The sequence below is a fragment of the Leclercia sp. GLN_9 genome, assembly GCF_043105735.1.
GTDB classification, from domain to species: domain Bacteria; phylum Pseudomonadota; class Gammaproteobacteria; order Enterobacterales; family Enterobacteriaceae; genus Enterobacter; species Enterobacter adecarboxylatus.
This window is the reverse complement of record NZ_JBICLV010000017.1, coordinates 80,362-103,242: the sequence shown is the minus strand read 5'-3', so window position 1 is coordinate 103,242 and position 22,881 is coordinate 80,362. Positions and strand designations below refer to the sequence as shown.

Below are 22,881 nucleotides of genomic sequence, written 5' to 3'. Positions count from 1 at the left end.
CAAGATAAAAAGCAAGCTAACCAAATGATAAGTAGGCCAAATTTTGGCCCCTACGCTGGCATTATCCAGATCAGGTGGTACGGGTATTTCTCAGCCTTCACAAAGAAGGGCACCCCGAGTCAAATTACATAATAAAATATAACGATGGCAGCGTAGAGGATGCGTCTGCCAATAGCAAGAGCCATTCAGGTGCTCCTTGTCTTCACCAGGATTGCTCTCATCTTTTTAGCTATTCGTGCTAAATGTGATCTCTATCAACTAGCAAAACTTCATGTTCCGCGATAGTCATCCTCCGCCACATATAGTTTCTTTTATAGAAACGAAATAAGCATGGCTACGCACAGAAAAATGGCTAACTTAATGATTAGGCAAGGAATATTTCCTTATTTTACTAAAGGTCAATGTATGAAAAAGATTTTGTTGGTGGGTATGGTCGCTGCGCTTCTTGCGGGTTGCGTCTCTGAAGAGCAGCGGTTAGCGCAGTGTGAAGCAAAAGGCGTCAGCCGGGATGCGTGCTATATCGCAGACCAGAACCGTCAGGCCGCAATCAATGCCGCCGCTGAAAAACAGGCTTTAGAGAATGCCCATAATGCCGTACAACATGCGCAGGCGGCTCATGTTGCCGACCCGCTGCGGGAAGCCTCTTTTAGCGCCAATGGCATCAAAGCCACCATCAATAATGGTTTTACCCAGGCCACCATCAACGGCAAAAAAGCCAGCGTGAAGCGTTTAAATGCTAACTTCTACGAAATTCGCGGTGCCGGTTATATCCTGTCGATTACCCTTGATGAGGACGGCGTCACCGATGCGTCATGGAATAGAACCCATGGTCGCGATCATGGAATTCTGAACGTTGTCCAAAGTAGTCCTAAAGCATTCTAAAATACCCCACTTTTTTCCCCGGCGTGCCCCCCAGGAAACATCAGTCGCCATGCGGGGTTACGGCTTACGCGCGTTGATTCAACGCGCGTAACAAAACGATAAACAATTAACCATTGAGCCTTGCGCAAAAAGGCTCTATATTGGCCGCGATTTTTGATGCCCTTCTCATTTTCTTAATTAATTATTCAATCGTGGCCACGTGCTGAGCTGCGGTTGTAGGAGTGATATGATGACGGATAAAGTCCGTATTGATACTTTGAATGCCTCTTCTTTCAAAACCAACGAAACCTATCTGGCCCGTCAGGCCGACATGGAATCCAATGTCAGGAGTTATCCGCGCAAGCTGCCTTTTGCCATTACTAAGGCGAATGGGGTGTGGATCACCGATGCGGATAACAAAGAGTATCTTGATTGCCTGGCCGGAGCGGGAACGCTGGCGCTGGGTCATAACCATCCTGATGTGCTGAAAAGCATCCAAAGTGTCATTACCAGCGGCTTGCCGTTACATACCCTGGATCTGACCACGCCGTTGAAAGACGCGTTCTCAGAATACCTGCTCTCTATGCTGCCAGGTCAGGGTAAAGAGTACTGCCTGCAGTTTACCGGCCCATCCGGCGCAGACGCCGTTGAAGCCGCACTGAAGCTGGCGAAAAAAGTCACTGGCCGTAGCGGCATTATCAGCTTCTCCGGTGCTTATCACGGCATGACTCACGGCGCACTGTCCGTGACCGGCAACCTGTCGCCGAAAGAAGCCGTTGACGGCATGATGCCAGAAGTGCAGTTCATGCCCTACCCGCACCAGTACCGCTGCCCGTTGGGTATCGGCGGCGAAGCGGGCGTGAAAGCCCTGACATACTACTTCGAAAACCTGATCAACGACGTCGAGAGCGGCGTGCGTAAACCGGCTGCCGTGATTCTGGAAGCCGTACAGGGCGAAGGCGGCGTGAACCCGGCGCCGGTTGAGTGGCTGCAGCGCATCCGTAAAGTGACCGAAGAACATGGCATCCTGCTGATCCTCGACGAAGTCCAGGCAGGCTTTGCCCGTACCGGTAAATTCTTCGCCTTCGAACACGCAGGTATCCAGCCAGACATCATTGTAATGTCCAAAGCTGTCGGTGGCGGTCTGCCGCTGGCCGTGCTCGGTATCAAAAAGCAGTTCGATGCCTGGTCTCCGGGTCACCATACCGGCACATTCCGTGGCAACCAGTTGGCGATGGCTACGGGCCTCACCACCCTGCAGATCCTCAACGAGCAGAACATCGCTGATAAAGTTGCCGCCCAGGGCGAGTGGCTGAAAGCGAAGCTGGTTGAGCTGCAGAAACGTTATCCGGTAATTGGTCACGTGCGCGGTCTGGGCATGATGATCGGCATTGAGATCGTGAAACCGCACGAAGCTGCCGACCATATGGGCTGCTTCCCGGGCGACGGCGAGCTGTCTGCGCTGATCCAGAAAAAATGCTTCGAAGCCGGTCTGATTCTGGAGCGTGGCGGCCGTAACGGTAACGTTGTGCGTCTGCTGCCTTCCCTGCTGATCAGCGATCAGGAGCTGAACGTGTTCCTGGACAAATTTGAGCAGGCACTGCTTGCTGCGGGCGTTCGCCCAGTCTAACCGGAGACAATGGATACAATGTCAGATTTAAACCCGATTTTGTCGTCGTCGGCGCAAAGCATCGAAGCCTATCAACAGGCCATCGAGCAGAGCACCCAGGCGGTTATGCAGTGGCTGAAACAGCCGGAAATGTACCAGGGTAAAACGGTCGCCGAGCTGCGCGAACGTATCAACCTGGATTTCAGCCCGGAAGGGTTGGGTAACGAGACCGCCATCGAGCGTGCCGTTGAATATTTCCTGAAGGACAGCCTGGCGGTGCACCATCCGCAGTGTGTGGCGCACCTCCACTGCCCAAGCCTGGTGGTAAGCCAGGCGGCGGAAGTGATGATCAACGCCACTAACCAGAGCATGGACTCCTGGGATCAAAGCCCGTCTGCGACCATTATCGAGATAAAACTGATCGAGTGGCTGCGTACCCGTCTGGGGTACCAGCCAGGCGACGCCGGTGTCTTCACCAGCGGCGGCACCCAGAGCAACATGATGGGTCTGATGCTGGCGCGCGATGCTTTCTTTGCGCGTCAGGGCCACTCCGTCCAGCAGGATGGTCTGATGGGCGATCTGCGTAAGATCCGGGTGCTGTGCTCCGACAGCGCGCACTTCTCTGTGCAGAAGAATATGGCGCTGATGGGCCTCGGCTATCAGTCCGTTATCCAGGTGAAAACTGACGAATGTTCGCGCATGGATCTGACCGATCTGGCTGCGAAAATCGCGCAGTGCAATGCCAACGGTGAACAGATTCTGGCGATCGTTGCCACCGCAGGAACCACCGACGCGGGCGCTATTGATCCGCTGCGGGCGATTGCGGAACTGGCGGCGAAGCAGAATATCTGGGTTCACGTGGATGCGGCCTGGGGCGGCGCACTGCTGATGTCTGAAAAGTATCGCGATTACCTCGACGGTATCGAGCTGGTGGATTCCGTTACCCTGGACTTCCACAAGCAGTTCTTCCAGACCATCAGCTGCGGCGCATTCCTGCTGAAAGAAGCGCGTCACTATGAGCTGATGCGCTATCAGGCGGCTTACCTGAACTCTGAGTTTGACGAAGAGGCTGGCGTACCTAACCTGGTATCCAAATCGCTGCAGACCACCCGTCGCTTTGACGCGCTGAAGCTGTGGATGAGCCTGGAAGCGCTGGGCCAGAAGAAATACGCGGAGATCATCGACCACGGTGTGACCATGGCGCAGCAGGTTGCCGCGTATGTCACCGAACAGCCACTGCTGGAACTGGTGATGCCACCACAGCTGGCGAGCGTGCTGTTCCGCTTCCGCCCTGAACTGAACCTGGACGATGCGGCCATCGCGCTGCTCAACCAGAGAATCGGTGATGCGCTGCTGGAATCTGGCCGTGCCAACGTCGGTGTGACTGAGCATAACGGTGTCACCTGCCTGAAGCTGACCCTGCTGAACCCAATCGTGACCCTGGAGGATGTTAAAGTCCTGCTGTCACTGGTCGAACGCACGGCGCACGAGCTGCTGGCGAAGTAAGTTATTCAACCCGGCAGCGCTCTGCCGCCGGGTTTATTCCCCTTCCCCTTTAACAGGTTTTTTTCTCTTTATTCTCGTTTTGCGCAGAGGCGTAACCGTAGGCGTCATAGGCTGTGCTGTAATAGCTGACGGACGATTTCACCACGTCATTCAGAATCGCGCCTTTAATTTTGACGCCCATCTGCTGTAAACGCCCGTAGCTGACCTGGATCTCCTTCACGGTCGTTATGTTGTTACGCGCCACCAGCAACGTAGAAGCAGCAACACTCCCCACCACTGCCGCATCCGTCACCGCCAGAATGGGTGGGGTATCGACGATGACCATGTCGTAACGCTCGCTTGCCCATGCCATGAATTCACGAAAACGTCCGTGCATTAACAGCTCCGACGGATTTGGCGGATATTGTCCACAGGTCACCACATCGAAGTTGCCGCTGGTATAGGTTTGCACGGCATCATCAAAGGCCACTTTGCCTGACAGCACATTCGATAACCCTTTCTCATTACTGAGCGCGAAAATCTTGTGCACGTAACCTTTGCGCATATCCGCATCGATAAACAGCACCCGTTGATCTATCTGTGCGACCAATGCCGCCAGCGAGGTACTGACCAGCGTTTTACCGCAATCCTGGCTCGGCCCACTGAACATCAGGATGTTGTTTTCCGCATCCATCATCGCAAAATGCAGGCTGGTGCGTAATCCACGTACGGCTTCAACAAAAATATCCATCGGCCTGACCACCGGTAAAAAAGGCACTCTCGTGGTTTTATGCCGGATGTAATAGCGTAAGAAAGACTTGCCGCCCAGAGAGGTTTTGTTGCTTAGCCATTCGGAATGCGGCAAGGTGGCATAGACGTTTATCCCCTCGCTTTCGAGCTGCTCCGGGCTGGTAATGCCGCGATTCAGGGCCGCTCTTGCCAGCACCAGTCCCGTAGAGATAAAAAATCCTGTCAGGGTGAGTAACAGAATTATCATCGACTTACGCGGTTTTATTGGAGCCGGTTGCGTCACCGCCGGGTCAATAATTCGCACGTTGCCAATGGCGCTCGACTGGGAGATATTAAGCTCCTGCTGGCGAGTAAGCAGCTGGAGATAAACTGCACGACCGGTGTCCACATCGAGACTAAGGCGGAGCACTTCCTGCTGTGTCGTCGGCATCGCACTGACGCGATCGTTCAGACGTTTACGTTCCTTCTCTAACGTCTGGCGCTTTTCCCTCAAGGCCCGGTAGGTCGGGTGATCTTTTTTATAGAGCTGCGACACTTCCGCCTCCCGGAAGGTCAGCTCATTCAACTGATTATCAACGTTGACGATCTGCTCCAGCACCGCTTTGGCTTCCAGCGATAAATCCACCGAATCGCGTTGTTTACGATAGGTGTTGAGCCGTTCTTCGGCCTGCTCCAGTTCGCTGCGCACCAGCGGCATTTGCCGTTGTAAAAAGGCCAGACTTTGCGAATCCTGCGCTGCCTGCCGGGCAATGTTTTGTTGCAGGTAGCTCTGGGTAATGTGGTTCAGCGTTCTGGCAATCAGCACCGGATCGGCACCTGTCAGGCTCAATGTGAGGATGCCACTCTCTTTACTCTGTTCCGTCACGTTAAGCTGTTGGCTCAGGGCATTGATTGCCTCAAGCTGCGTAGCCTGCTTCACCCGGAAACGTGTTCCGGCAGGCGCTGACAACTCACGGACCTTAATGGTCATCCCCGCGTGTTGTACCAGCTTACCGACCGTACCCTCAATGCTATTCCCGGCCCCTTCCAGCAGATACTTTCCATTGTTTAGAGCAGTAATGGTGAGTGACATCGCTTTCCCCTGCGCGGGAGGCAGCGTCAGTGTATCGAGTCTCAGGATAGCGGGCTGCTGGCCGGTGAGCCTTGCCCAACCCTCGCCAATCAGGGGAAAGCGGATGGGCGTAATTTGATCGTATAAGCGCAACGCTCGCACGGTTCCGCCGAGGATCATGCGGGAGCGCAACAACTGAAGTTCGGCGGATGAATCCGGCGAATAAGCAGGTGAGAGTTGGTCTAACGATTTAAGCAGGCTGTTTTGTTGCTTCTCTTCTATTTGTACCATCGCGTCCGCGATATATACCGGCGATGCAAAAAGCGCGTATACCAAGCCACATAACGCAAAAAGCAGCGTACAGCTAAAAATACACACCCGATGATCGATTAACTCTCCGAGAAGACGCGTCAGATCCAGCTCATGATTATCTGCAACATAACCCTGCGCATTTACGGTTTTCGACGACATGTACGTAATCCCTTTCCTGTAAGTCGGTTGGTCCATTCCTGGCTTGCTTCGCCAAGCAGGCGAAAAACATAGTCAAACGCTTCAATGCTTTTACCGTACGGATCGGGAATTTCCTGGACCCTTAGCCACTGGCCGAACAGCAAGGCTTTACCCCGCACCTCCGGCGCCATGAGCGAGATCCGGTTAATCTGTCCTGGCTCCATGGCGAGGATCAGATCGTATTCCCGCATCATTGCCGCCGTCAGTGGGCGTGCAACGTGATCGGCCAACGACAGGCCATGCATGGCCGCAATTTGCCGGGCACGGCGATCTGCCGGATGTCCCGCCAGGCCGCACGTACCTGCAGAAGCGATGGACAATGCAGGCAAATGTTGTTGTAGGAGCCGTTCCCCAAGCGGGGAGCGGCAAATGTTTCCTGTACACACCACCAGAATCGATTGGATCATTATTCAGGCCACGATCTGATAAAACGCACGGTTTCCGTCAGGTCATGCACGCCATTGATGGTAGGCACCAACTGCGACAGAACCCGGTTCCAGCGTGAGACCGGTGCCGTGGTCACGTAGACGATATCGTAGGGCTGGAGCTGAAATTCTGTGCCGAGCACCATGGCTGACGCGTCGCGGGCATTCAGCTGCCAGATGCGCGCAATTTTGCCGTCCGGGCTTTTCCCGGTGGTGGAGCGGATCACGAAGATACCGGTAGCATCAGCCTTCTCCTGATTCAGACCACCGGCGTTGGCTAAGGCTTCTGCCAGCGTCATACCGCTGCGATCCATCTTGAGGGTGCTCTGTTTAACGACCTCGCCCATGACGAAGACTTTCAGGGCGTCATTGCGTGGGATAAACAGGATATCGCCCGGCCAGAGCAGGCGGTTTTGCGTCAGGTCGCCATGCTGCATCAGGGCATACAGCGAGATCGGCGTATCTTTGCCCTCGTGGGTGAGCACCACGTTGCGCCAGTCAGCATTAGCCGACAGCCCCCCTGCCGCATTGATAGCATCCATAATGGTCAATGGAATATTGGTAATGGGCTGTTGCCCAGATTTGACCACTTCGCCAGTGATATAGGCTTTTTGCGAACGGAACGCCGCGATACTGACATCGACCTGCGGGCTTTCAATCACCCTGTCCAGCCTGGCGGTGATCTCATTGCGCACCTGGGCAATGGTTTTACCCGCAACGTTGAGTTGACCAACGTAGGGATAAAAGATTGTGCCATCGGCACCGACCCAGTTACCGGTGTCGCTGGCGCTGCGATACTGCCCGGCCGGGGTGGTGAGTTCGGGATGATCCCAGACGGTGATCATCAGCACGTCCCCGGGGCCAATCCGGTATTCCCAGTTCTTTAACTGCTCATCCAGAGTAGGATTTGCCTGAGATTTCTCACCATTTCCCCGCAGTTGTTCAATGACGGAGGGCGTTAATGGCCAGACATCCACTTTTTTGTTTAAATCAAGCGAATCGTCGGCAACAGCAACGTTATTTTTTTCTGAAGTATTTATATGTTGACCGGGTGTAATTGTGCAGCCTGCTAATAAAAGGGCGGCAAACAATCCTGCACCGGCGCGAAATGTTGTTGTCATTAATAAATGGCACTCTATTATTGTCGATAAAAACTCATTAGCTCCCCTATAGCTCTCGTTAAAATCGCCACATAAGTATAATTAAAACATCAATTATAATCAGAGAGTTACAAGGAGTGTTGAAATAGAAAACAACAACCCGGATACATGCGGCCAGGTTGTTTTTTCGGATAAATAAAAGCCAGAGTTTTTTTCAGTTAATTAAAACACATCATAAGCATCCCGCAATGAACATAACATACTCATGTAATAACTATTAAGTCTCCGGGTGTTCATTTCGGATTTCATCAACGAAATAATAGAATTAATTAATCACTAAATAATAAAGCATTCACAACATCGATAATTGAAAAGTGACATACCTACCGTCAGGATGTGTTGATTTGTTACATTTTTTACACACCCAGCCAGCCGGCAAAACATAAAATAGACTATCTGTTGCTCGGTCACGAAACAGCAGACCAAGAGTAATGGCCACGGTTAATCTGGAGAAAAAATGACTAAAGGTAAAATTCTACTTCTGGGCGTATTGATGTCACTGGCGAGCGCGGCGTTTGCTGCCCCGCAAGCCGCAGCGGCACCCTCTGGCATCCAGGCCTATGAGGAACAGGAGTTTGTAGCCGATTTTACGAAATTCAAGATTGGTGATTTCGCCCCGGCGCAGTATCTGACACCTGAGTACACCATCAAGCAGTACAAACTGCGCAACCTGCCTGAACCGCAAGCTGGCACACACTGGACCTACATGGGTGAGAACTATGTGCTGGTGGGTGATACCGACGGTAAGATCTACAAAGCGTATAACGGCGATATCTTCTATCACCGTTAAATAATGCTTTTGCCGGGTGGCAAGATAAAAGCAAAACGGTCACCCTGAGGTGACCGTTTTTGTCTTTGCGCCCTCTCCCGGAAGAAAGGGACAGGACAGGTGCATCAGGCAGCCCCGGTAAAACAACTACACCGCACGGAAGGCGATATCCGCCGGGATCACTTCCCCCTGCCAGTAGAGCTGGGCCGCGACGCGATCCGCCAGCTGGCGATACATCTCAGTAAACTCACTGTCAGGACGGTTAACCACGGTTGGCTTCCCGCTGTCGAGATCTTCACGCAGCGTAATGTGCAGCGGCATCTGGCCCAGCAATTGGGTGTGATACTGCACCGCCAGCTTCTCTGCCCCGCCTGCGCCAAAGATCGCCTCATGATGGCCGCAGTTGCTGCAGATGTGCATGCTCATATTTTCGACCACGCCCAGCACCGGCACTTCAACCTTCTCGAACATCACAATGCCTTTTTTGGCGTCGATCAGCGCGATATCCTGTGGTGTGGTCACCACTACCGCCCCGGTAACCGGGATGTTCTGCGCCAGCGTTAGCTGAATGTCGCCGGTGCCCGGCGGCATATCCAGCACCAGATAATCGAGATCCGGCCACAGAGTCTCCTGCAACATCTGCATCAGCGCTTTGCTGGCCATCGGCCCGCGCCACACCATGGCGTTGTCGTCGGTGACCAGATAACCAATCGAGTTAGTCGCCAGACCGTAGGCCATGATCGGCGCCATATGGGTGCCATCCGGCGAGGTCGGACGCTGGTTTTCCGCGCCCAGCATATTGGGGATCGACGGGCCGTAGATGTCGGCATCCAGGATACCCACTTTCGCCCCTTCGGCGGCCAGCGCCAGCGCCAGGTTCACGGCGGTGGAGGATTTCCCCACCCCACCCTTGCCGGAGCTGATGGCGATAATGTTCTTCACGCCGTTAATGCCCGGATGGTTTTTTACCCGCTTGAGGGTGGCGATATTATGGGTCAATTTCCAGTCAATTGCTTTCGCCCCGGTGATCCGCAGCAACTCAGCGCTGGTTTGCTCTTTCAGCGTCTCAAACGCGTGCGTCCAGACGAACGGCATCTGCAGCTCAACATGCAGGGTATCATCCAGCCACGCCACGTGATGCAACGCCTTGAGCGCGGTGAGATTGTGCTTCAGGGTGGGGTGCTGAAAGTTAGCCAGCGTCCCGGCGACCATTGCGCGCAAGGCTTCCGGTGATTTGGCCTGGGATTGAGAACTCATCCCGACTCCTTTTGTTATTGTGGATAAGAGCTTTGTTGAACAAGTTTACCTGAAAGGCCGTGGTTTGTGCTTACTTAATAATGCCCCTTTTGGTACTATCAAAACCCTTTTCACTACCAAAGAAGTAATGTCCACTATGACTCAAGTCGCGAAAAAAATTCTGGTGACGTGCGCTCTGCCGTACGCTAACGGCTCAATCCACCTCGGCCACATGCTGGAGCATATCCAGGCTGATGTCTGGGTCCGTTACCAACGAATGCGCGGCCATCAGGTTAACTTCATCTGTGCAGACGATGCACACGGCACGCCGATCATGCTGAAAGCACAGCAGCTCGGGATCAGCCCGGAACAGATGATTACTGAAATGAGTCAGGAGCATCAGACGGATTTTGCTGGCTTTGACATCAGCTACGACAACTATCACTCCACGCACAGCGACGAGAACCGTGAGCTGTCGGAGCTGATCTACACCCGTCTGAAAGAGAACGGTTTTATTAAAAACCGCACCATTTCTCAGCTCTACGATCCGGAAAAAGGCATGTTCCTGCCGGACCGCTTTGTGAAAGGCACCTGCCCGAAATGCAAATCCCCGGATCAGTATGGCGATAACTGCGAAGTGTGCGGTGCAACCTACAGCCCGACCGAACTGATTGAGCCGAAATCCGTGGTATCCGGTGCCACGCCGGTGATGCGTGATTCCGAACACTTCTTCTTCGACCTGCCATCCTTCAGCGAAATGCTGCAGGCATGGACCCGCAGCGGCGCGCTGCAGGAGCAGGTGGCGAACAAAATGCAGGAGTGGTTTGAGTCCGGCCTGCAGCAGTGGGATATCTCCCGCGATGCGCCGTATTTCGGCTTCGAAATCCCGAACGCACCGGGCAAATACTTCTACGTCTGGCTGGATGCGCCAATCGGCTACATGGGTTCCTTCAAGAACCTGTGCGATAAGCGCGGCGACACCACCAGCTTCGAGGAGTACTGGAAAAAAGATTCCGACGCCGAGCTGTACCACTTCATCGGCAAGGACATTGTTTACTTCCACAGCCTGTTCTGGCCAGCCATGCTGGAAGGCAGCGGCTTCCGCAAGCCGACCAACCTGTTCGTTCACGGCTATGTCACGGTGAATGGCGCGAAGATGTCCAAATCGCGCGGGACCTTCATTAAGGCCAGCACCTGGTTGAACCATTTTGACGCCGACAGCCTGCGCTACTACTACGCGGCGAAGCTCTCTTCCCGTATCGACGATATCGACCTGAACCTGGAAGATTTCGTTCAGCGCGTGAACGCCGACATCGTTAACAAGGTGGTCAACCTGGCCTCCCGTAACGCCGGCTTCATTGCCAAACGTTTTGACGGCGTGATGGCGGCTGAACTGGCGGATCCGGCGCTCTACAAAACCTTCACCGACGCGGCTACCGTGATTGGCGAAGCCTGGGAAAGCCGCGAGTTCGGTAAAGCAGTGCGTGAGATCATGGCCCTGGCCGATCTGGCTAACCGCTACGTTGACGAGCAGGCTCCGTGGGTAGTGGCAAAACAGGAAGGCCGCGATGCCGACCTGCAGGCAATCTGCTCTATGGGTATCAACCTGTTCCGCGTGCTGATGTCCTATCTGAAGCCTGTGCTGCCGCAGCTGGCCGCGCGTACCGAAGCGTTCCTGAACACCGAACTGAGCTGGGACAGCATTAACCAGCCGCTGCTCGGCCACAAGCTGAACGCGTTCAAAGCGCTGTATAACCGTATCGAGATGAAACAGGTTGAAGCCCTGGTTGAAGCGTCGAAAGAAGAGGTGAAAGCCGCAGCCGCGCCGGTTACCGGCCCGCTGGCAGACGATCCGATTCAGGAGACCATTACGTTCGATGATTTCGCCAAAGTCGATCTGCGCGTGGCGCTGATTGAAAACGCGGAATTTGTTGAAGGCTCCGACAAACTGCTGCGCCTGACCCTGGATCTGGGTGGCGAGAAGCGCAACGTCTTCTCCGGTATTCGTTCTGCTTATCCAGACCCGCAGGCGCTGATTGGTCGCCATACGGTGATGGTGGCGAACCTTGCTCCGCGCAAAATGCGCTTCGGCATCTCAGAAGGGATGGTGATGGCCGCAGGCCCTGGCGGGAAGGATATCTTCCTGTTAAGCCCGGATAGCGGTGCGCTGCCTGGTCATCAGGTGAAATAACAAAAAAGCCGGAGATACGCTCCGGCTTTTTTTATACCTTTTACTACCCGCTGCTCTCCCCTCCCTGTGGAAGAGGCTGGGGGCGAGACGTCAAGCCGCACCCCTGGCAATCATCACGGTTTCGGGTGGTGCACCCGATGCGTCAGCCCACGCAGGAAATTACGCAGAAACTGGTCTCCGCACTCGCGGTAATTTTTATGATCCGGCGCGCGCATCATGGCGGTGATCTCCGGCATCGACACGCGATATTTCTGCTCGGTCATGATCGCCAGAATATCGTCGGTCTTCAGCGAAAAAGCGATACGCAGCTTTTTCAGCACCGTGTTGTTGTTCACCCGACGCTCGAGCGCCAGCTCAGGCGCAGACTCATCTTTGCCGCGCTTGTCATAAATAAGACCGTTCAGGAAACCTGACAGGATGATGTCCGGGCAGCGAACAAAACCCTCTTCATCCTCTTTGGTCATCCAGGTGTCGAATCCGGCAGAGGTGGATTCCATATCGGCAAGCGCAAGAATGCGCACCATGTCGTTATTGTTGGCTTTCAGGGTGTAGCGCAGGCTACGAAGAATATCATTACTGAGCATAGAGCCTTCGAGTGTCGATGATGCAATGGCGCGCAGTGTAGCAGTTTTACAGCCCTATCGCCTCTTTCAAACTTTTCAGATAGCGACGGCTGACCGGCACCGTCTGCCCGGCCCGCAGCACCAGCTCCGCCTGGCCGTTCTCCTCCAGGCGGATCTCTTTCAGGTGCGCCATGTTGACCAGGTACTGACGATGGCAGCGCAGCAGCGGCGTGCGGCTCTCCAGGGTGCGTAGCGTCAGCTCGGTAAAGCCCTCTTTGCCTTCACCGCTGGTGACAAACACCCCGCTCATCCGGCTGCTGACAAAGGCCACGTCATCCATCTGCAACAGATAGATGCGGCTGTGGCCGGTACAGGGGATAAATTTCAGCGGTTGCTGATGTTCCGCCAGCAGCGATACGTCCTGCACGTTGCGCTCCTGGCGCAGGCGGTTGAGGGTCTTTTCCAGCCGCTGCTCTTCAATGGGTTTCAGCAGATAGTCGAACGCGTGCTCTTCAAAGGCTTTGACCGCGTACTCATCAAAGGCGGTGAGAAACACGATGTAGGGGCGATGTTCAGGATCGAGCATCCCCACCATCTCCAGGCCGCTGATGCGCGGCATCTGGATATCCAGAAATAGCACGTCGGGGCGCAGCTTGTGTACTGCCCCGATGGCCTCGATGGCATTCGCGCACTCGCCCACAATTTCAATATCACTCTGCTCCTGCAGCAAAAACCGCAGGTTTTCCCGTGCCAGAGGTTCATCATCGACAATCAGCACATTCAACATGCGTGTTCCTCCAGAGGCAATCTTAAGGTTATGCGGGTAAAGCAGTCCGGCTCGCAGACAACGGTGATGCCGCAATCCTCACCAAAATGGGCGCGCAGGCGTTTATCCACCAGCCCCATTCCCAGGCCGCCGCCCTCGTGGGTCGCGGTATAGAGTCCGGCGTTGTCTTCGATATCCAGCACCAGATAGCGGTTAAAGCGGCTGGCGGTGATGGCGATTTCACCGGTGCCCAGCAGCTGCGAGGTGCCGTGCTTAATCGCATTTTCCACAATCGGTTGTAAGGTGAAGGCCGGAAGCTGCTGCCAGGCCAGTTCCTCCGGCACCGAAAGCGACACCTGCAGGCGCGACTGAAAACGCGCCTGCTCAATTTGCAGATAGGCATTCACATGCTCAATCTCATCGGCAAGGGTGACGATTTCCGACGGCCGCTTCAGGTTCTTGCGAAAAAAGGTCGAGAGAAACTGCACCAGTTGCGTTGCCTGCTCGCTGTCACGGCGGATCACCGCCTTCAGGGTGTTCAGCGCGTTAAACAGAAAATGTGGGTTAACCTGAGCATGCAGGAGCTTGATCTCCGACTGGGTGAGCAGCGCCTTCTGCCGCTCGTACTGACCGGCAAGGATCTGGGCCGACAGCAGCTGGGCTATCCCCTCCCCCAGAGTACGGTTGATGGAGCTGAACAGGCGGTTTTTCGCTTCATACAGTTTGATGGTGCCCATCACCCGCTGATTTTCACCGCGCAGCGGGATCACCAGCGTCGAACCCAACTTGCACTGTGGATGCAGCGAGCAGCGGTACGGCACTTCGTTCCCGTCGGCGTAGACGACCTCTCCGGTCTCAATCGCGCGCAGCGTATAGGCAGAGGAAATCGGTCTGCCGGGCTGGTGATGATCGTCCCCGGTGCCGGTAAAGGCCAACAGCTTTTCGCGATCGGTAATGGCGACGGCGCTGATATCCAGCTCCTGATGCAGCACCTGGGCCACCTTCATGCTGTTCTCTTCGTTAAAGCCCTGACGCAGGATCCCTTCCGTCGAGGCCGCCACCTTCAGCGCGGTAGCGGAAAAGGCGGAGGTATACTTTTCAAACATGGCCCGCTTGTCGAGCAGGATACGCATAAACAGCGCAGCACCCAGGGTGTTGGTGACCATCATCGGCGCGGCAATGCTGCTGACCAGATGCACGGCATCCTCGAACGGACGCGCAATCAGCAAAATGATCATCATCTGCACCAGCTCGGCCACCAGAGTGACCATGCCTGCGGTGAGCGGGCTGAAGACCTTATCCGGGCGACCGCGCCGCACCATCACGCTGTGGATTAGGCCGCCAAGCAACCCTTCAACGATGGTTGAGATCATACAGCTCAGCGCCGTCATTCCGCCCATCGAGTAGCGGTGCAGCCCCCCGGTCAGGCCCACCAGCCCGCCGACCACCGGGCCGCCGAGCAGCCCGCCCATCACCGCGCCAATCGCACGGGTGTTGGCAATGGAGTCTTCAATATGCAGGCCGAGATAGGTGCCAAGAATGCAAAAGATAGAGAAGGTGACGTAGCAGAGCAGCTTGTGCGGCAGGCGAACCGTGACCTGCATCAGGGGGATAAACAGGCGCGTTTTACTCATCAACCAGGCGATGACCAGAAATACACACATCTGCTGAAGCAGCAGCAACACCAGATTAAATTCGTACATGCCCACAAACCACACACAGTAAAACCGCGTAACATACACCGAAGCGCATTAACTTTCCTGGCAGCCTGAAGATAAAAATGTGTTTTCGTGTCAGGCATCACACCTTTAACCCAACATAGTCTTAAATTCACCTTCGCCGGGCAAAAAAAGAGGGATCCTTCCTGGTTCGGCATTCTGCGTCTACAGTTAATCTGGGTATGTGCAAGCCGGGGGAAAACATGGCGCTCTACACGATTGGGGAAGTGGCACTCCTGTGTGATATCAACCCTGTAACGTTACGCGCATGGCAACGACGTTACGGATTACTCAAACCACAGCGAACCGACGGCGGACACCGGCTGTTCACCGATGCGGATATCGACCGCATCCGGGAGATAAAAGGCTGGATCGATAACGGCGTTCAGGTTGGCAAGGTCAAAACGCTACTCAGCCCGGAAGGCAAGGAGGAGCAGGATATCTGGCGCGAACAGCAGGAGGTGCTGCTGCGTTACCTGCAGTCCGGCCATCTGCATCGCCTGCGCGTATGGCTCAAGGATCGCGGCAGCGAATACCCTGCACAAACCTTAATTTCGCACCTGTTTGTCCCGTTACGCCGAAGGTTGCAGTCGCAGCAGCCTACGCTGCAGGCGCTGCTTAGCGCCCTCGACGGGGTGCTGATCAATTACATCTGCATCTGTCTGGCCACCGCGCGTAAGAAGAACAGCAAGGATGCGCTGGTTGTTGGCTGGAACGTGCAGGACACCACCCGGCTGTGGCTGGAAGCGTGGATTGCCGCGCAGGAGGGCTGGCGCGTCGATGTGCTGGCGCACTCGTTGGTGCAGCTGCGCCCCGAACTGTTCGACGGGCAGACGCTGCTGGTCTGGTGCGGCGAATCCCCGACCGCAGCGCAGAAGCAGCAGCTTACCCAGTGGCAGGCGCATGGTTACCCCGTGTTCCCGCTGAAAGGCAATTAATGGTTCATTAACAGCCTTGCTTCACCGTATAATCGCTCTGTTAACATCAGGAGCACATTATGAAGGCAACCAAAGTCGCGGTTATCACCCTGTTCTTACTCATGGCCATCAGCGGTATTGGCGGCGTGATGCTGGCAGGGTATTCATTTATTGTCCGTGGCGGTGTCGGCTGAGACGCTTAGCCAGGCGCTCAAAGGCGCGATCCACCACAATCGCCGCCAGCGCCACCAGTAACGCCCCCTGGATAATATAGGCCGTATTAAACCCGCTTAAGCCGATGATGATCGGCGTCCCCAGCGTATTTGCCCCTACCGTAGAGGCAATAGCCGCGGTACCGATATTGATAATCACCGACGTGCGGATCCCGGCCAGCATGACCGGCGCAGCAAGCGGCAACTCAACGTTGCGCAGACGCTGCCAGCCGCTCATCCCCATCCCTTCTGCCACGCTGATGGCCGCTACGGGCACGGACGCCAGCCCCGCCAGCGTCGCCTGCAAAATCGGCAGTACCCCATAGAGGATCAGCGCGATGATCGCGGGTTGTTGCCCAAATCCCATCACCGGCACCGCAATCGCCAGCACAGCCACCGGCGGAAAGGTCTGCCCGACCGCGGCGATGGTCTCGACCAGCGGGCGAAACTCACGCCCCGCCGGGCGCGTAACGGCGATCCCGGCCCCGGCCCCCAGCACAATCGCCACCAGGCTTGAGATCCCTACCAGCCAGAAGTGGGCCAGCGTCAGGCTAACGAAACTTTCCTGCTGATAGACCGGGCGCGGCAGCTCAGGGAACAGCGCGCTGAACAGCGGCGCGCTGTAAGGCATCGCCACCAGCAGCGCCACAAAAAGCAACACCAGCCACAGGAGCGGCTCACGTAACCACGTCATTTACCGCCTCCGGGGTGAGCAGGTCGCGAAACCAGAGCGTACCGCAAGGCCTGTCCTGGTCGTCCACCACCGGCAGGCGTTCACTGCCGCTGCTGACAAACGCCGAGAGCGCATCCCGCAAGCTCATGGAGGCGCGCAGCGGGCTGGCATCGCCCGGCGTAATGTCCCGGCGCATCGACTCGCCCACCGTGCGCAGCGACAGCAGACGCACGCCCAGCTCGCTGCGGCCAAAAAACTCCCGCACGAACCCATTCGCGGGCTGGGTTAGCAGCGTCAGCGGCGTTCCTTGCTGCACGACTCTGCCGTTATCCATCAAGACCAGATGGTCGGCCAGCCGAAGTGCCTCGTCGATATCGTGAGTGACCAGAATAATGGTGCGGCCGAGGATGCGGTGGATACGGGTCATCTCCACTTGCAGAGCGCTGCGGGTCACCGGATCGAGGGCACCAAAAGGCTCATCCATCAGCAGTACTTCAGGGTTGGCCGCCAGCGCGCGCGCCACGCCCACCCGCTGCTGCTGCCCGCCGGAAAGTTGATGCGGGTAGCGCTCGCGCAGTACCGGCTCCAGTCCCAGCAGCGCCATCAGTTCGTCCACCCGATCGTTAATTTTTTGCCGGGACCATTTTTGCAGCTGCGGCACAGTGGCGATGTTGCGGGCCACCGTCCAGTGCGGGAACAGGCCAATGGACTGGATGGCATAGCCCATCCGCCGCCGCAGCTCCAGCACCGGCAGGCTGCGGATCTCCTCTCCGGCAAAGCGGATCAGGCCGCTGTCGTGTTCTACCAGCCGGTTGATCATCTTCAGGGTGGTCGATTTGCCCGACCCCGAGGTGCCAATCAGCACCGAAAAAGCCCCTTCGGCAAAGGTCAGGTTCAGATCGCTGACCGCAGGCTCCCCGGCAAACGTTTTATTTACATCATGAAATTCAATCATCGGTTCTCCTTCGCAGCAGGGCGATCCACAGGGCAAAGAGCGCATCCACCACCACTGCCAGCGCGATCGTCGGGATCACGCCCAGCAGCACCAGATCCAGCGCGCTGCTCAGCAGCCCCTGGAACACCAGCGCCCCGAATCCGCCGGCACCAATTAACGCCGCAATTACCGCCATTCCCACCGTCTGTACTGCCACTACCCGCAGGCCGCGCAACAGCACCGGCAGCGCCAGCGGAAGCTGGATCTGCCAGAAGCGCTGGCGGGTATTCATGCCCATGGCGTCGGCGCTCTCCAGCACCTCGGCAGGGACCTGGCTTAGCCCCGCCAGCACGCCGCGCGCCAGGGGCAGCAGCGCATACAGCACCAGCGCGATAAGCGCGGGAGTCATACCGGTTCCGGCAATTCCCAGCGACGACAGCCACGGCCAGGCGCGGGTCAGCCCGGCCAGCGGGGCAATCAGCAGGCCGAACAGCGCCACGGAGGGCACGGTCTGAATCACGCTCAGGACGGCAAATACGGGCCCCTGATATGTCGGGCGACGATAACAGAGGATCCCCAGCGGGACGCCGATCAGCAGCGCCGGCAACAGGGTGCCCAGCAGCAAGGTCAGATGCTGCGCGAGGGCGGCGTTAAAGGTATCTTCGCGGTTGGTATACTCTTTCAGCAGGGACAGCGAGTGGAGCTCACCGCTGAATAACAGCAGCAGCGGCAGGATCCAGATTTGCGCCTGCAACAGCCAGCGCCACAGCGGCTGCGCGCTGAGCCGCCGAATAGCATCGCTGCAGGCCAGCAGGCAGAGCGCCAGCCACAGCCACAGGCCGCTCCCGACCGCGGTACGCGCCAGCGGACTTTCGCTGGTGGCGAGGTGAGTAGCCGCCAGCCCGGCGCTCCAGACCAGCGCGGCAAACAGCAGCTCGCACACCACCAGGGTCGTCGCTAACGCCCATCGTCCGCGGGCGAGGGTCAACGCCAGCAGCAGGCCCAGCGGTAACAGCAGTAATGCAGGGGAAAATGACCACACCTGCCAGAGGGCACGCCCCTCCCCGGACACCAGCCGGTTAGGGGCGAAATTGACAAAAGGTAACGCGCCTGCGGCCAGGGCTATAACAGCCAACAGCAGCAGGACGCGGTTATGACATCGTATCGGCACCGAACTGTCCTGGGGCTACTTCACCAGCCCTTTCTGCTTCAGATAATCTGCCGCCACTTTTTTGGCATCCAGCCCTTCCACTGCAATGCTGGCGTTCAGCTGTTGCAGGGTTTTCTCATCCAGCGTTTCAAAGACCGGCTTCAGCCAGGCGTCCAGCTCCGGGTAGGCCTTCAGCACCGCTTCGCGCACGACCGGCGTTGGAGCATAAATAGGCTGAACGCCTTTCGGATCGGTAAGGGTTTGCAGACCCAGCGCCGCCACCGGGCCGTCAGTGCCGTAGGCCATCGCCGCGTTCACGCCCGAGGTTTGCTGGGCCGCCGCTTTGATGGTCACGGCGGTATCACCGCCTGCCAGCGACAGGAGCTGGCTCTGATCGAGCTTGAACTCATAGGCTTTTTCAAACGCTGGCAGGGCATCCGGGCGCTCGATAAATTCTGCCGAGGCGGCGAGTTTGAAATCGCCCTTCTCTTTCAGGTAGCGGCTGAGATCCTCAAGCGAGGTGAGCTTGCCTTTCTCTGCCAGGTCCTTACGTACCGCGATGGTCCAGGTGTTGTTGGCCGGGGCCGGGGTAAGCCACATCAGCTTGTTTTGTTCGGCATCGAGCTTTTTCACTTTCTCATACCCGGCCTTAGCGTTTTTCCACGCCGGGTCGTTTTCATCTTTGAAGAAAAAAGCGCCGTTACCGGTGTATTCCGGGTAGATATCCAGCTCACCGGAGGTGATCGCGCCGCGCACCACCGGGGTGGTGCCCAGTTGCACTTTATTGACGGTTTTTACGCCGTGGCTCTCCAGCACCTGCAGGATGATGTTGCCGAGCAGCGCCCCTTCCGTATCAATTTTTGACCCGACTTTTACCGGCTCTGCTGCCTGTAAAGGCAGGCTCAACGCCGCCAGTAATGCCGTTGAGCCAACAATCCCCTTTAAGATAGTCATTCCACTTTCCTCATGTTTTTGCCGCCGTTTTCAGTGGCTTGTGAGAAAAGCGTAGTCGATAAGCGCCGTTTTATCCCTGGTCCGGCAGTTTTAACGTATCAGTGAGCACGCAGGCGGCGAAACAGCGAACAGCGAGCGCTCCCGGATGACAAAGCAGACGAACAACAGCCCGACCATGAACGAGACGGTAATGGCAGTAAGACCGCGGCGGTCGGGATCGAAATCGTCTGACTCGCGCGTCAAGTTGCTCGCTGTCAGCGGTTAAGGGACAGGCATGAGACGCGGTTTAATCGCCCGGCTTGCACGCCCTTTTGCCGAGGTTGAGCGAAAAATGAACCCGAATGCGGTGTCAGAAAACACTTTTGATGAGGTGCATGTTTTGCGGCGGTAGCCAGAAATGAACTGTGAAAACCTTCACAATCTATTGCGAAAAGAGGGAGTTAAAAACGAGGATTAACCGGCTTTCAGGATGAAGGGAGGAAAATTTTGGGGCCGCTCACCAATGATGTGAGGCGGCCCCGCCTGGGTATTGCCGGATGGCAAGGTTTACAGCAGCTCGAATTCACCCTTGTTAACCCGGGCAGAATCGACGCCGATAAAGACGTTGAATTTGCCTGGCTCGGCGTCGTATTTCATCTGCTGGTTCCAGAACTTGAGCGCATCCACGTCAATCGGGAAGCTGACGGTTTTGGTTTCGCCCGGTTTCAGGTGCACCTTCTCGAAGCCACGCAGCTGTTTCACCGGACGGCCCATGGAGGCGGTAACATCCTGGACGTACATCTGGATCACCGTATCCCCTTCGCGTTTGCCGCTGTTGGTCACCTCGACGCTGGCGGTGACGTTACCGTCCGTTTTCATGGTCGGAGCCGACATTTTCACCTCAGAAACGGTGAAGGTGGTGTAGCTCAGGCCGTAACCAAACGGATAGAGCGGGCCGTTAGCTTCGTCGAAATAGCGCGAGGTGTACTTGTTCGGTTTATCCGCGTTGTACGGACGGCCGGTATTCAGGTGGCTGTAGTACACCGGGATCTGGCCGACGGAACGCGGGAAGGACATCGGCAGTTTGCCCGACGGGTTGTAATCGCCAAACAGCACGTCGGCAATGGCGTTACCGCCCTCGGTACCGGCAAACCAGGTTTCCAGAATCGCGTCAGCCTGCTGGTTCTCATCAACCAGCGCCAGCGGGCGACCGTTCATCAGCACCAGCACCAGCGGTTTACCGGTGGCTTTCAGCGCGGCAATCAGCGCCTTCTGGCTCTGAGGAAGGGTGATATCGGTGCGGCTTGAGGCTTCATGCGCCATACCCTGGGCTTCACCGACCACGGCCACCACCACGTCGGACTGCTTCGCGGCGTTAACGGCCTCGTCGATCATCTCCTGCGCCGGACGCGGATCGACCTTCACCGCCTCTTCATACTGGTTGAGGAAGGTAACGATGTCGTTATCGCCGGTGACGTTGGCACCTTTGGCGTAAATTACCTTGCCCTTGTCGCCCAGCGCATCTTTAATGCCGGTCAGCACGGTCACTGACTGATCGGCCACGCCCGCCGCAGACCAGCTGCCCATCACGTCGCGCTTGCTGTCAGCCAGCGGCCCTACTACTGCCACGGTGCCGGATTTCGCCAGCGGCAGCGTTTCCAGACGGTTTTTCAGCAGCACCAGGCTTTCGCGCGCTACGTCGCGCGCTTCCTTACGATGTAAACGGCTTTCGGCGTTGGTGTCTGACGGGTCGGACTCTTTTGGCCCCAGATGGCTGTACGGATCGTTGAACAGCCCCATGTCATATTTCACGTTAAGCACGTGGCGCGTGGCGTCGTCCAGCTCTGCCATGGTGACTTTGCCGCTTTTCACCAGACCCGGCAGGTATTTGCTGTAGTACTCGTCGCTCATGCTCATGTTGATGCCGGACTTCAGTGCCACCCGCACCGCATCTTCAGGATCGGCCGCGGTGCCATGCTTAATCAGCTCCTTGATCGCCCCGTGATCGGACACGGTGATGCCTTTAAAGCCCCACTGGTCGCGCAGGACATCTTTCAGCAGCCAGCTGTCGGACGTGGCTGGCGTGCCGTTCAGCGAGTTGAGGGCCACCATCACCGCGCCGCTCCCGGCATCGAGACCGGCTTTGTACGGCGGCATATAGTCGTTAAACAGACGCTGAGGACTCATGTCGACGGTGTTGTACTCTTTCCCGCCCTCCACTGCGCCATAGGCGGCGAAGTGCTTGACGCTGGTCATCACCGAGTAGCGATCCGCCGGGCTTTTACCCTGCATCGCTTCCACCATGGTTTTACCCATTATGGAGGTTAAATAGGTATCTTCCCCGAAGCCTTCCGAGCCGCGGCCCCAGCGCGGATCGCGGGAGACGTCAACCATCGGTGCCCAGGTCATGTTCAGACCGTCGTCTGCGGCTTCATAGGCTGAAACGCGGCCAACGGTTTTCACCGCCTCAAGGTTAAAGGAGGAGGCCAGGCCGAGACTGATGGGGAAGACGGTACGCTGGCCGTGAACCACGTCATAGGCGAAGAATAACGGGATTTTCAGGTGGCTGAGTTCCATCACCTGATCCTGCATCGCGCGGATATCCTGGCGGGTAACGGTGTTAAAAATTGCCCCAACCTGCCCGTTTTTGATCATTTCGCGAATGGCTTCTTTCGGATTATCCGGCCCGACGCTAATCAGACGCAGCTGGCCGATTTTCTCATCGACCGACATCTTTGTGAGCAGATCGGTGACAAAAGCGTCGCGGGCTTCCGGCGTCAGCGGATGATTACCAAACAGGTCATCAGCCAGCGCGGGCTGTAGCGCCAGACTTACTGCCACACCTACAGAACAGAGCCATTTCATCTCGTTTACTCTCTCATCAATAACCGCCGGATAGTCGCGGCCAGACCGTACGAAAAGCGCAGTGTGCCATAAACCCTGTGAACCTTGCAGGGTTTATTCTCTG

19 protein-coding genes and 1 riboswitch are annotated in these 22,881 nt (G+C 56.4%); of the genes, 7 read left to right on the top strand and 12 right to left on the bottom strand.

Going from position 1 to position 22,881, the window contains the following annotated elements; translation table 11 throughout:
- Positions 1-32 precede the first annotated feature (32 nt).
- Positions 33-127, bottom strand: a riboswitch (TPP riboswitch).
- Between the two features lie 278 nt (positions 128-405).
- The 3 genes from ACF8PE_RS11115 (at position 406) to ACF8PE_RS11105 (ending at position 3,976) form a co-directional block, all read left to right on the top strand.
- Positions 406-882: a hypothetical protein gene (locus ACF8PE_RS11115; RefSeq protein ID WP_032612525.1), complete on the top strand. Its 477-nt coding sequence runs from the start codon at positions 406-408 to the stop codon at positions 880-882.
- Positions 883-1,108: 226 nt separating this feature from the next.
- Positions 1,109-2,491 carry a diaminobutyrate--2-oxoglutarate transaminase gene (locus ACF8PE_RS11110; protein WP_032612527.1) on the top strand — a complete coding sequence of 461 codons (1,383 nt, stop codon included), beginning with the start codon at positions 1,109-1,111 and terminating at the stop codon, positions 2,489-2,491.
- Between the two features lie 18 nt (positions 2,492-2,509).
- On the top strand, positions 2,510-3,976 hold the full coding sequence (locus ACF8PE_RS11105; protein ID WP_032612528.1) for an aspartate aminotransferase family protein: 1,467 nt from the start codon (positions 2,510-2,512) through the stop codon (positions 3,974-3,976).
- A 49-nt stretch (positions 3,977-4,025) separates the two neighbouring features.
- Here the strand turns inward: ACF8PE_RS11105 and ACF8PE_RS11100 are convergent, their stop codons facing one another.
- From ACF8PE_RS11100 to ACF8PE_RS11090, 3 genes are read right to left on the bottom strand one after another with little or no spacing between them, the layout of a single operon-like run.
- Positions 4,026-6,227 carry a polysaccharide biosynthesis tyrosine autokinase gene (locus ACF8PE_RS11100; protein WP_130588503.1) on the bottom strand — a complete coding sequence of 734 codons (2,202 nt, stop codon included), beginning with the start codon at positions 6,225-6,227 and terminating at the stop codon, positions 4,026-4,028.
- A complete protein-coding gene (locus ACF8PE_RS11095) occupies positions 6,209-6,673 on the bottom strand; it encodes a protein-tyrosine-phosphatase (protein ID WP_032612533.1) in 465 nt (154 codons plus the stop codon). Before ACF8PE_RS11095 ends, ACF8PE_RS11100 begins: the two co-directional genes overlap by 19 nt.
- The gene (locus ACF8PE_RS11090; RefSeq protein ID WP_051916046.1) at positions 6,673-7,812 is read right to left on the bottom strand and encodes a polysaccharide export protein; all 1,140 of its coding nucleotides are present in this window, start codon (positions 7,810-7,812) and stop codon (positions 6,673-6,675) included. Before ACF8PE_RS11090 ends, ACF8PE_RS11095 begins: the two co-directional genes overlap by 1 nt.
- 496 nt (positions 7,813-8,308) lie before the next feature.
- Between ACF8PE_RS11090 and ACF8PE_RS11085 the strand changes: the two genes are divergently transcribed.
- Positions 8,309-8,641 (top strand): RcnB family protein, encoded by a 333-nt coding sequence (locus ACF8PE_RS11085; RefSeq protein WP_032612537.1) that lies wholly within the window; start codon positions 8,309-8,311, stop codon positions 8,639-8,641.
- Positions 8,642-8,767: 126 nt separating this feature from the next.
- On the opposite strand, the gene apbC is transcribed toward ACF8PE_RS11085, so the two are convergent.
- Positions 8,768-9,877, bottom strand: a complete 1,110-nt coding sequence (apbC, locus tag ACF8PE_RS11080; RefSeq protein ID WP_032612540.1) for an iron-sulfur cluster carrier protein ApbC — start codon at positions 9,875-9,877, stop codon at positions 8,768-8,770.
- Positions 9,878-10,013: 136 nt separating this feature from the next.
- Here apbC and metG point away from each other — a divergent pair, with 136 nt between their 5' ends.
- Entirely contained in the window at positions 10,014-12,047 is a 2,034-nt protein-coding gene (gene metG / locus ACF8PE_RS11075; protein ID WP_103792162.1) for a methionine--tRNA ligase, read from the top strand.
- A 113-nt stretch (positions 12,048-12,160) separates the two neighbouring features.
- Here metG and ACF8PE_RS11070 read toward each other — a convergent pair whose 3' ends face one another.
- The 3 genes from ACF8PE_RS11070 to ACF8PE_RS11060 are packed head-to-tail and all read right to left on the bottom strand — an operon-like array spanning position 12,161 to position 15,079.
- The gene (locus ACF8PE_RS11070) at positions 12,161-12,631 is read right to left on the bottom strand and encodes a DUF1456 family protein (protein WP_032612542.1); all 471 of its coding nucleotides are present in this window, start codon (positions 12,629-12,631) and stop codon (positions 12,161-12,163) included.
- A gap of 46 nt (positions 12,632-12,677) precedes the next feature.
- A complete protein-coding gene (gene btsR, locus ACF8PE_RS11065; RefSeq protein WP_059307536.1) occupies positions 12,678-13,397 on the bottom strand; it encodes a two-component system response regulator BtsR in 720 nt (239 codons plus the stop codon).
- Positions 13,391-15,079: a sensor histidine kinase gene (locus tag ACF8PE_RS11060; protein WP_191152409.1), complete on the bottom strand. Its 1,689-nt coding sequence runs from the start codon at positions 15,077-15,079 to the stop codon at positions 13,391-13,393. The genes btsR and ACF8PE_RS11060 overlap by 7 nt, the downstream gene beginning before the upstream one ends.
- Before the next feature lie 218 nt (positions 15,080-15,297).
- Between ACF8PE_RS11060 and mlrA the strand changes: the two genes are divergently transcribed.
- Complete coding sequence (mlrA, locus tag ACF8PE_RS11055) at positions 15,298-16,032, top strand: HTH-type transcriptional regulator MlrA (protein WP_392494847.1); 735 nt, start codon at positions 15,298-15,300, stop codon at positions 16,030-16,032.
- 59 nt (positions 16,033-16,091) lie between these two features.
- The gene (locus tag ACF8PE_RS11050; RefSeq protein WP_071886432.1) at positions 16,092-16,205 is read left to right on the top strand and encodes a protein YohO; all 114 of its coding nucleotides are present in this window, start codon (positions 16,092-16,094) and stop codon (positions 16,203-16,205) included.
- Here the strand turns inward: ACF8PE_RS11050 and ACF8PE_RS11045 are convergent.
- The 5 genes from ACF8PE_RS11045 to bglX all read right to left on the bottom strand — a co-directional run bounded on the left by ACF8PE_RS11045 (position 16,180) and on the right by bglX (position 22,778).
- Positions 16,180-16,917, bottom strand: a complete 738-nt coding sequence (locus ACF8PE_RS11045; RefSeq protein ID WP_059307533.1) for an ABC transporter permease — start codon at positions 16,915-16,917, stop codon at positions 16,180-16,182. The two genes, ACF8PE_RS11050 and ACF8PE_RS11045, sit on opposite strands and share 26 nt — an antisense overlap.
- Positions 16,901-17,851 carry an ABC transporter ATP-binding protein gene (locus ACF8PE_RS11040; RefSeq protein ID WP_392494846.1) on the bottom strand — a complete coding sequence of 317 codons (951 nt, stop codon included), beginning with the start codon at positions 17,849-17,851 and terminating at the stop codon, positions 16,901-16,903. Before ACF8PE_RS11040 ends, ACF8PE_RS11045 begins: the two co-directional genes overlap by 17 nt.
- Positions 17,844-19,001 carry an ABC transporter permease gene (locus ACF8PE_RS11035; RefSeq protein WP_130588500.1) on the bottom strand — a complete coding sequence of 386 codons (1,158 nt, stop codon included), beginning with the start codon at positions 18,999-19,001 and terminating at the stop codon, positions 17,844-17,846. The genes ACF8PE_RS11040 and ACF8PE_RS11035 overlap by 8 nt, the downstream gene beginning before the upstream one ends.
- A gap of 15 nt (positions 19,002-19,016) precedes the next feature.
- The gene (locus tag ACF8PE_RS11030) at positions 19,017-19,934 is read right to left on the bottom strand and encodes an ABC transporter substrate-binding protein (RefSeq protein WP_392494845.1); all 918 of its coding nucleotides are present in this window, start codon (positions 19,932-19,934) and stop codon (positions 19,017-19,019) included.
- A 546-nt stretch (positions 19,935-20,480) separates the two neighbouring features.
- On the bottom strand, positions 20,481-22,778 hold the full coding sequence (gene bglX, locus ACF8PE_RS11025; protein WP_392494844.1) for a beta-glucosidase BglX: 2,298 nt from the start codon (positions 22,776-22,778) through the stop codon (positions 20,481-20,483).
- Positions 22,779-22,881 lie beyond the last annotated feature (103 nt).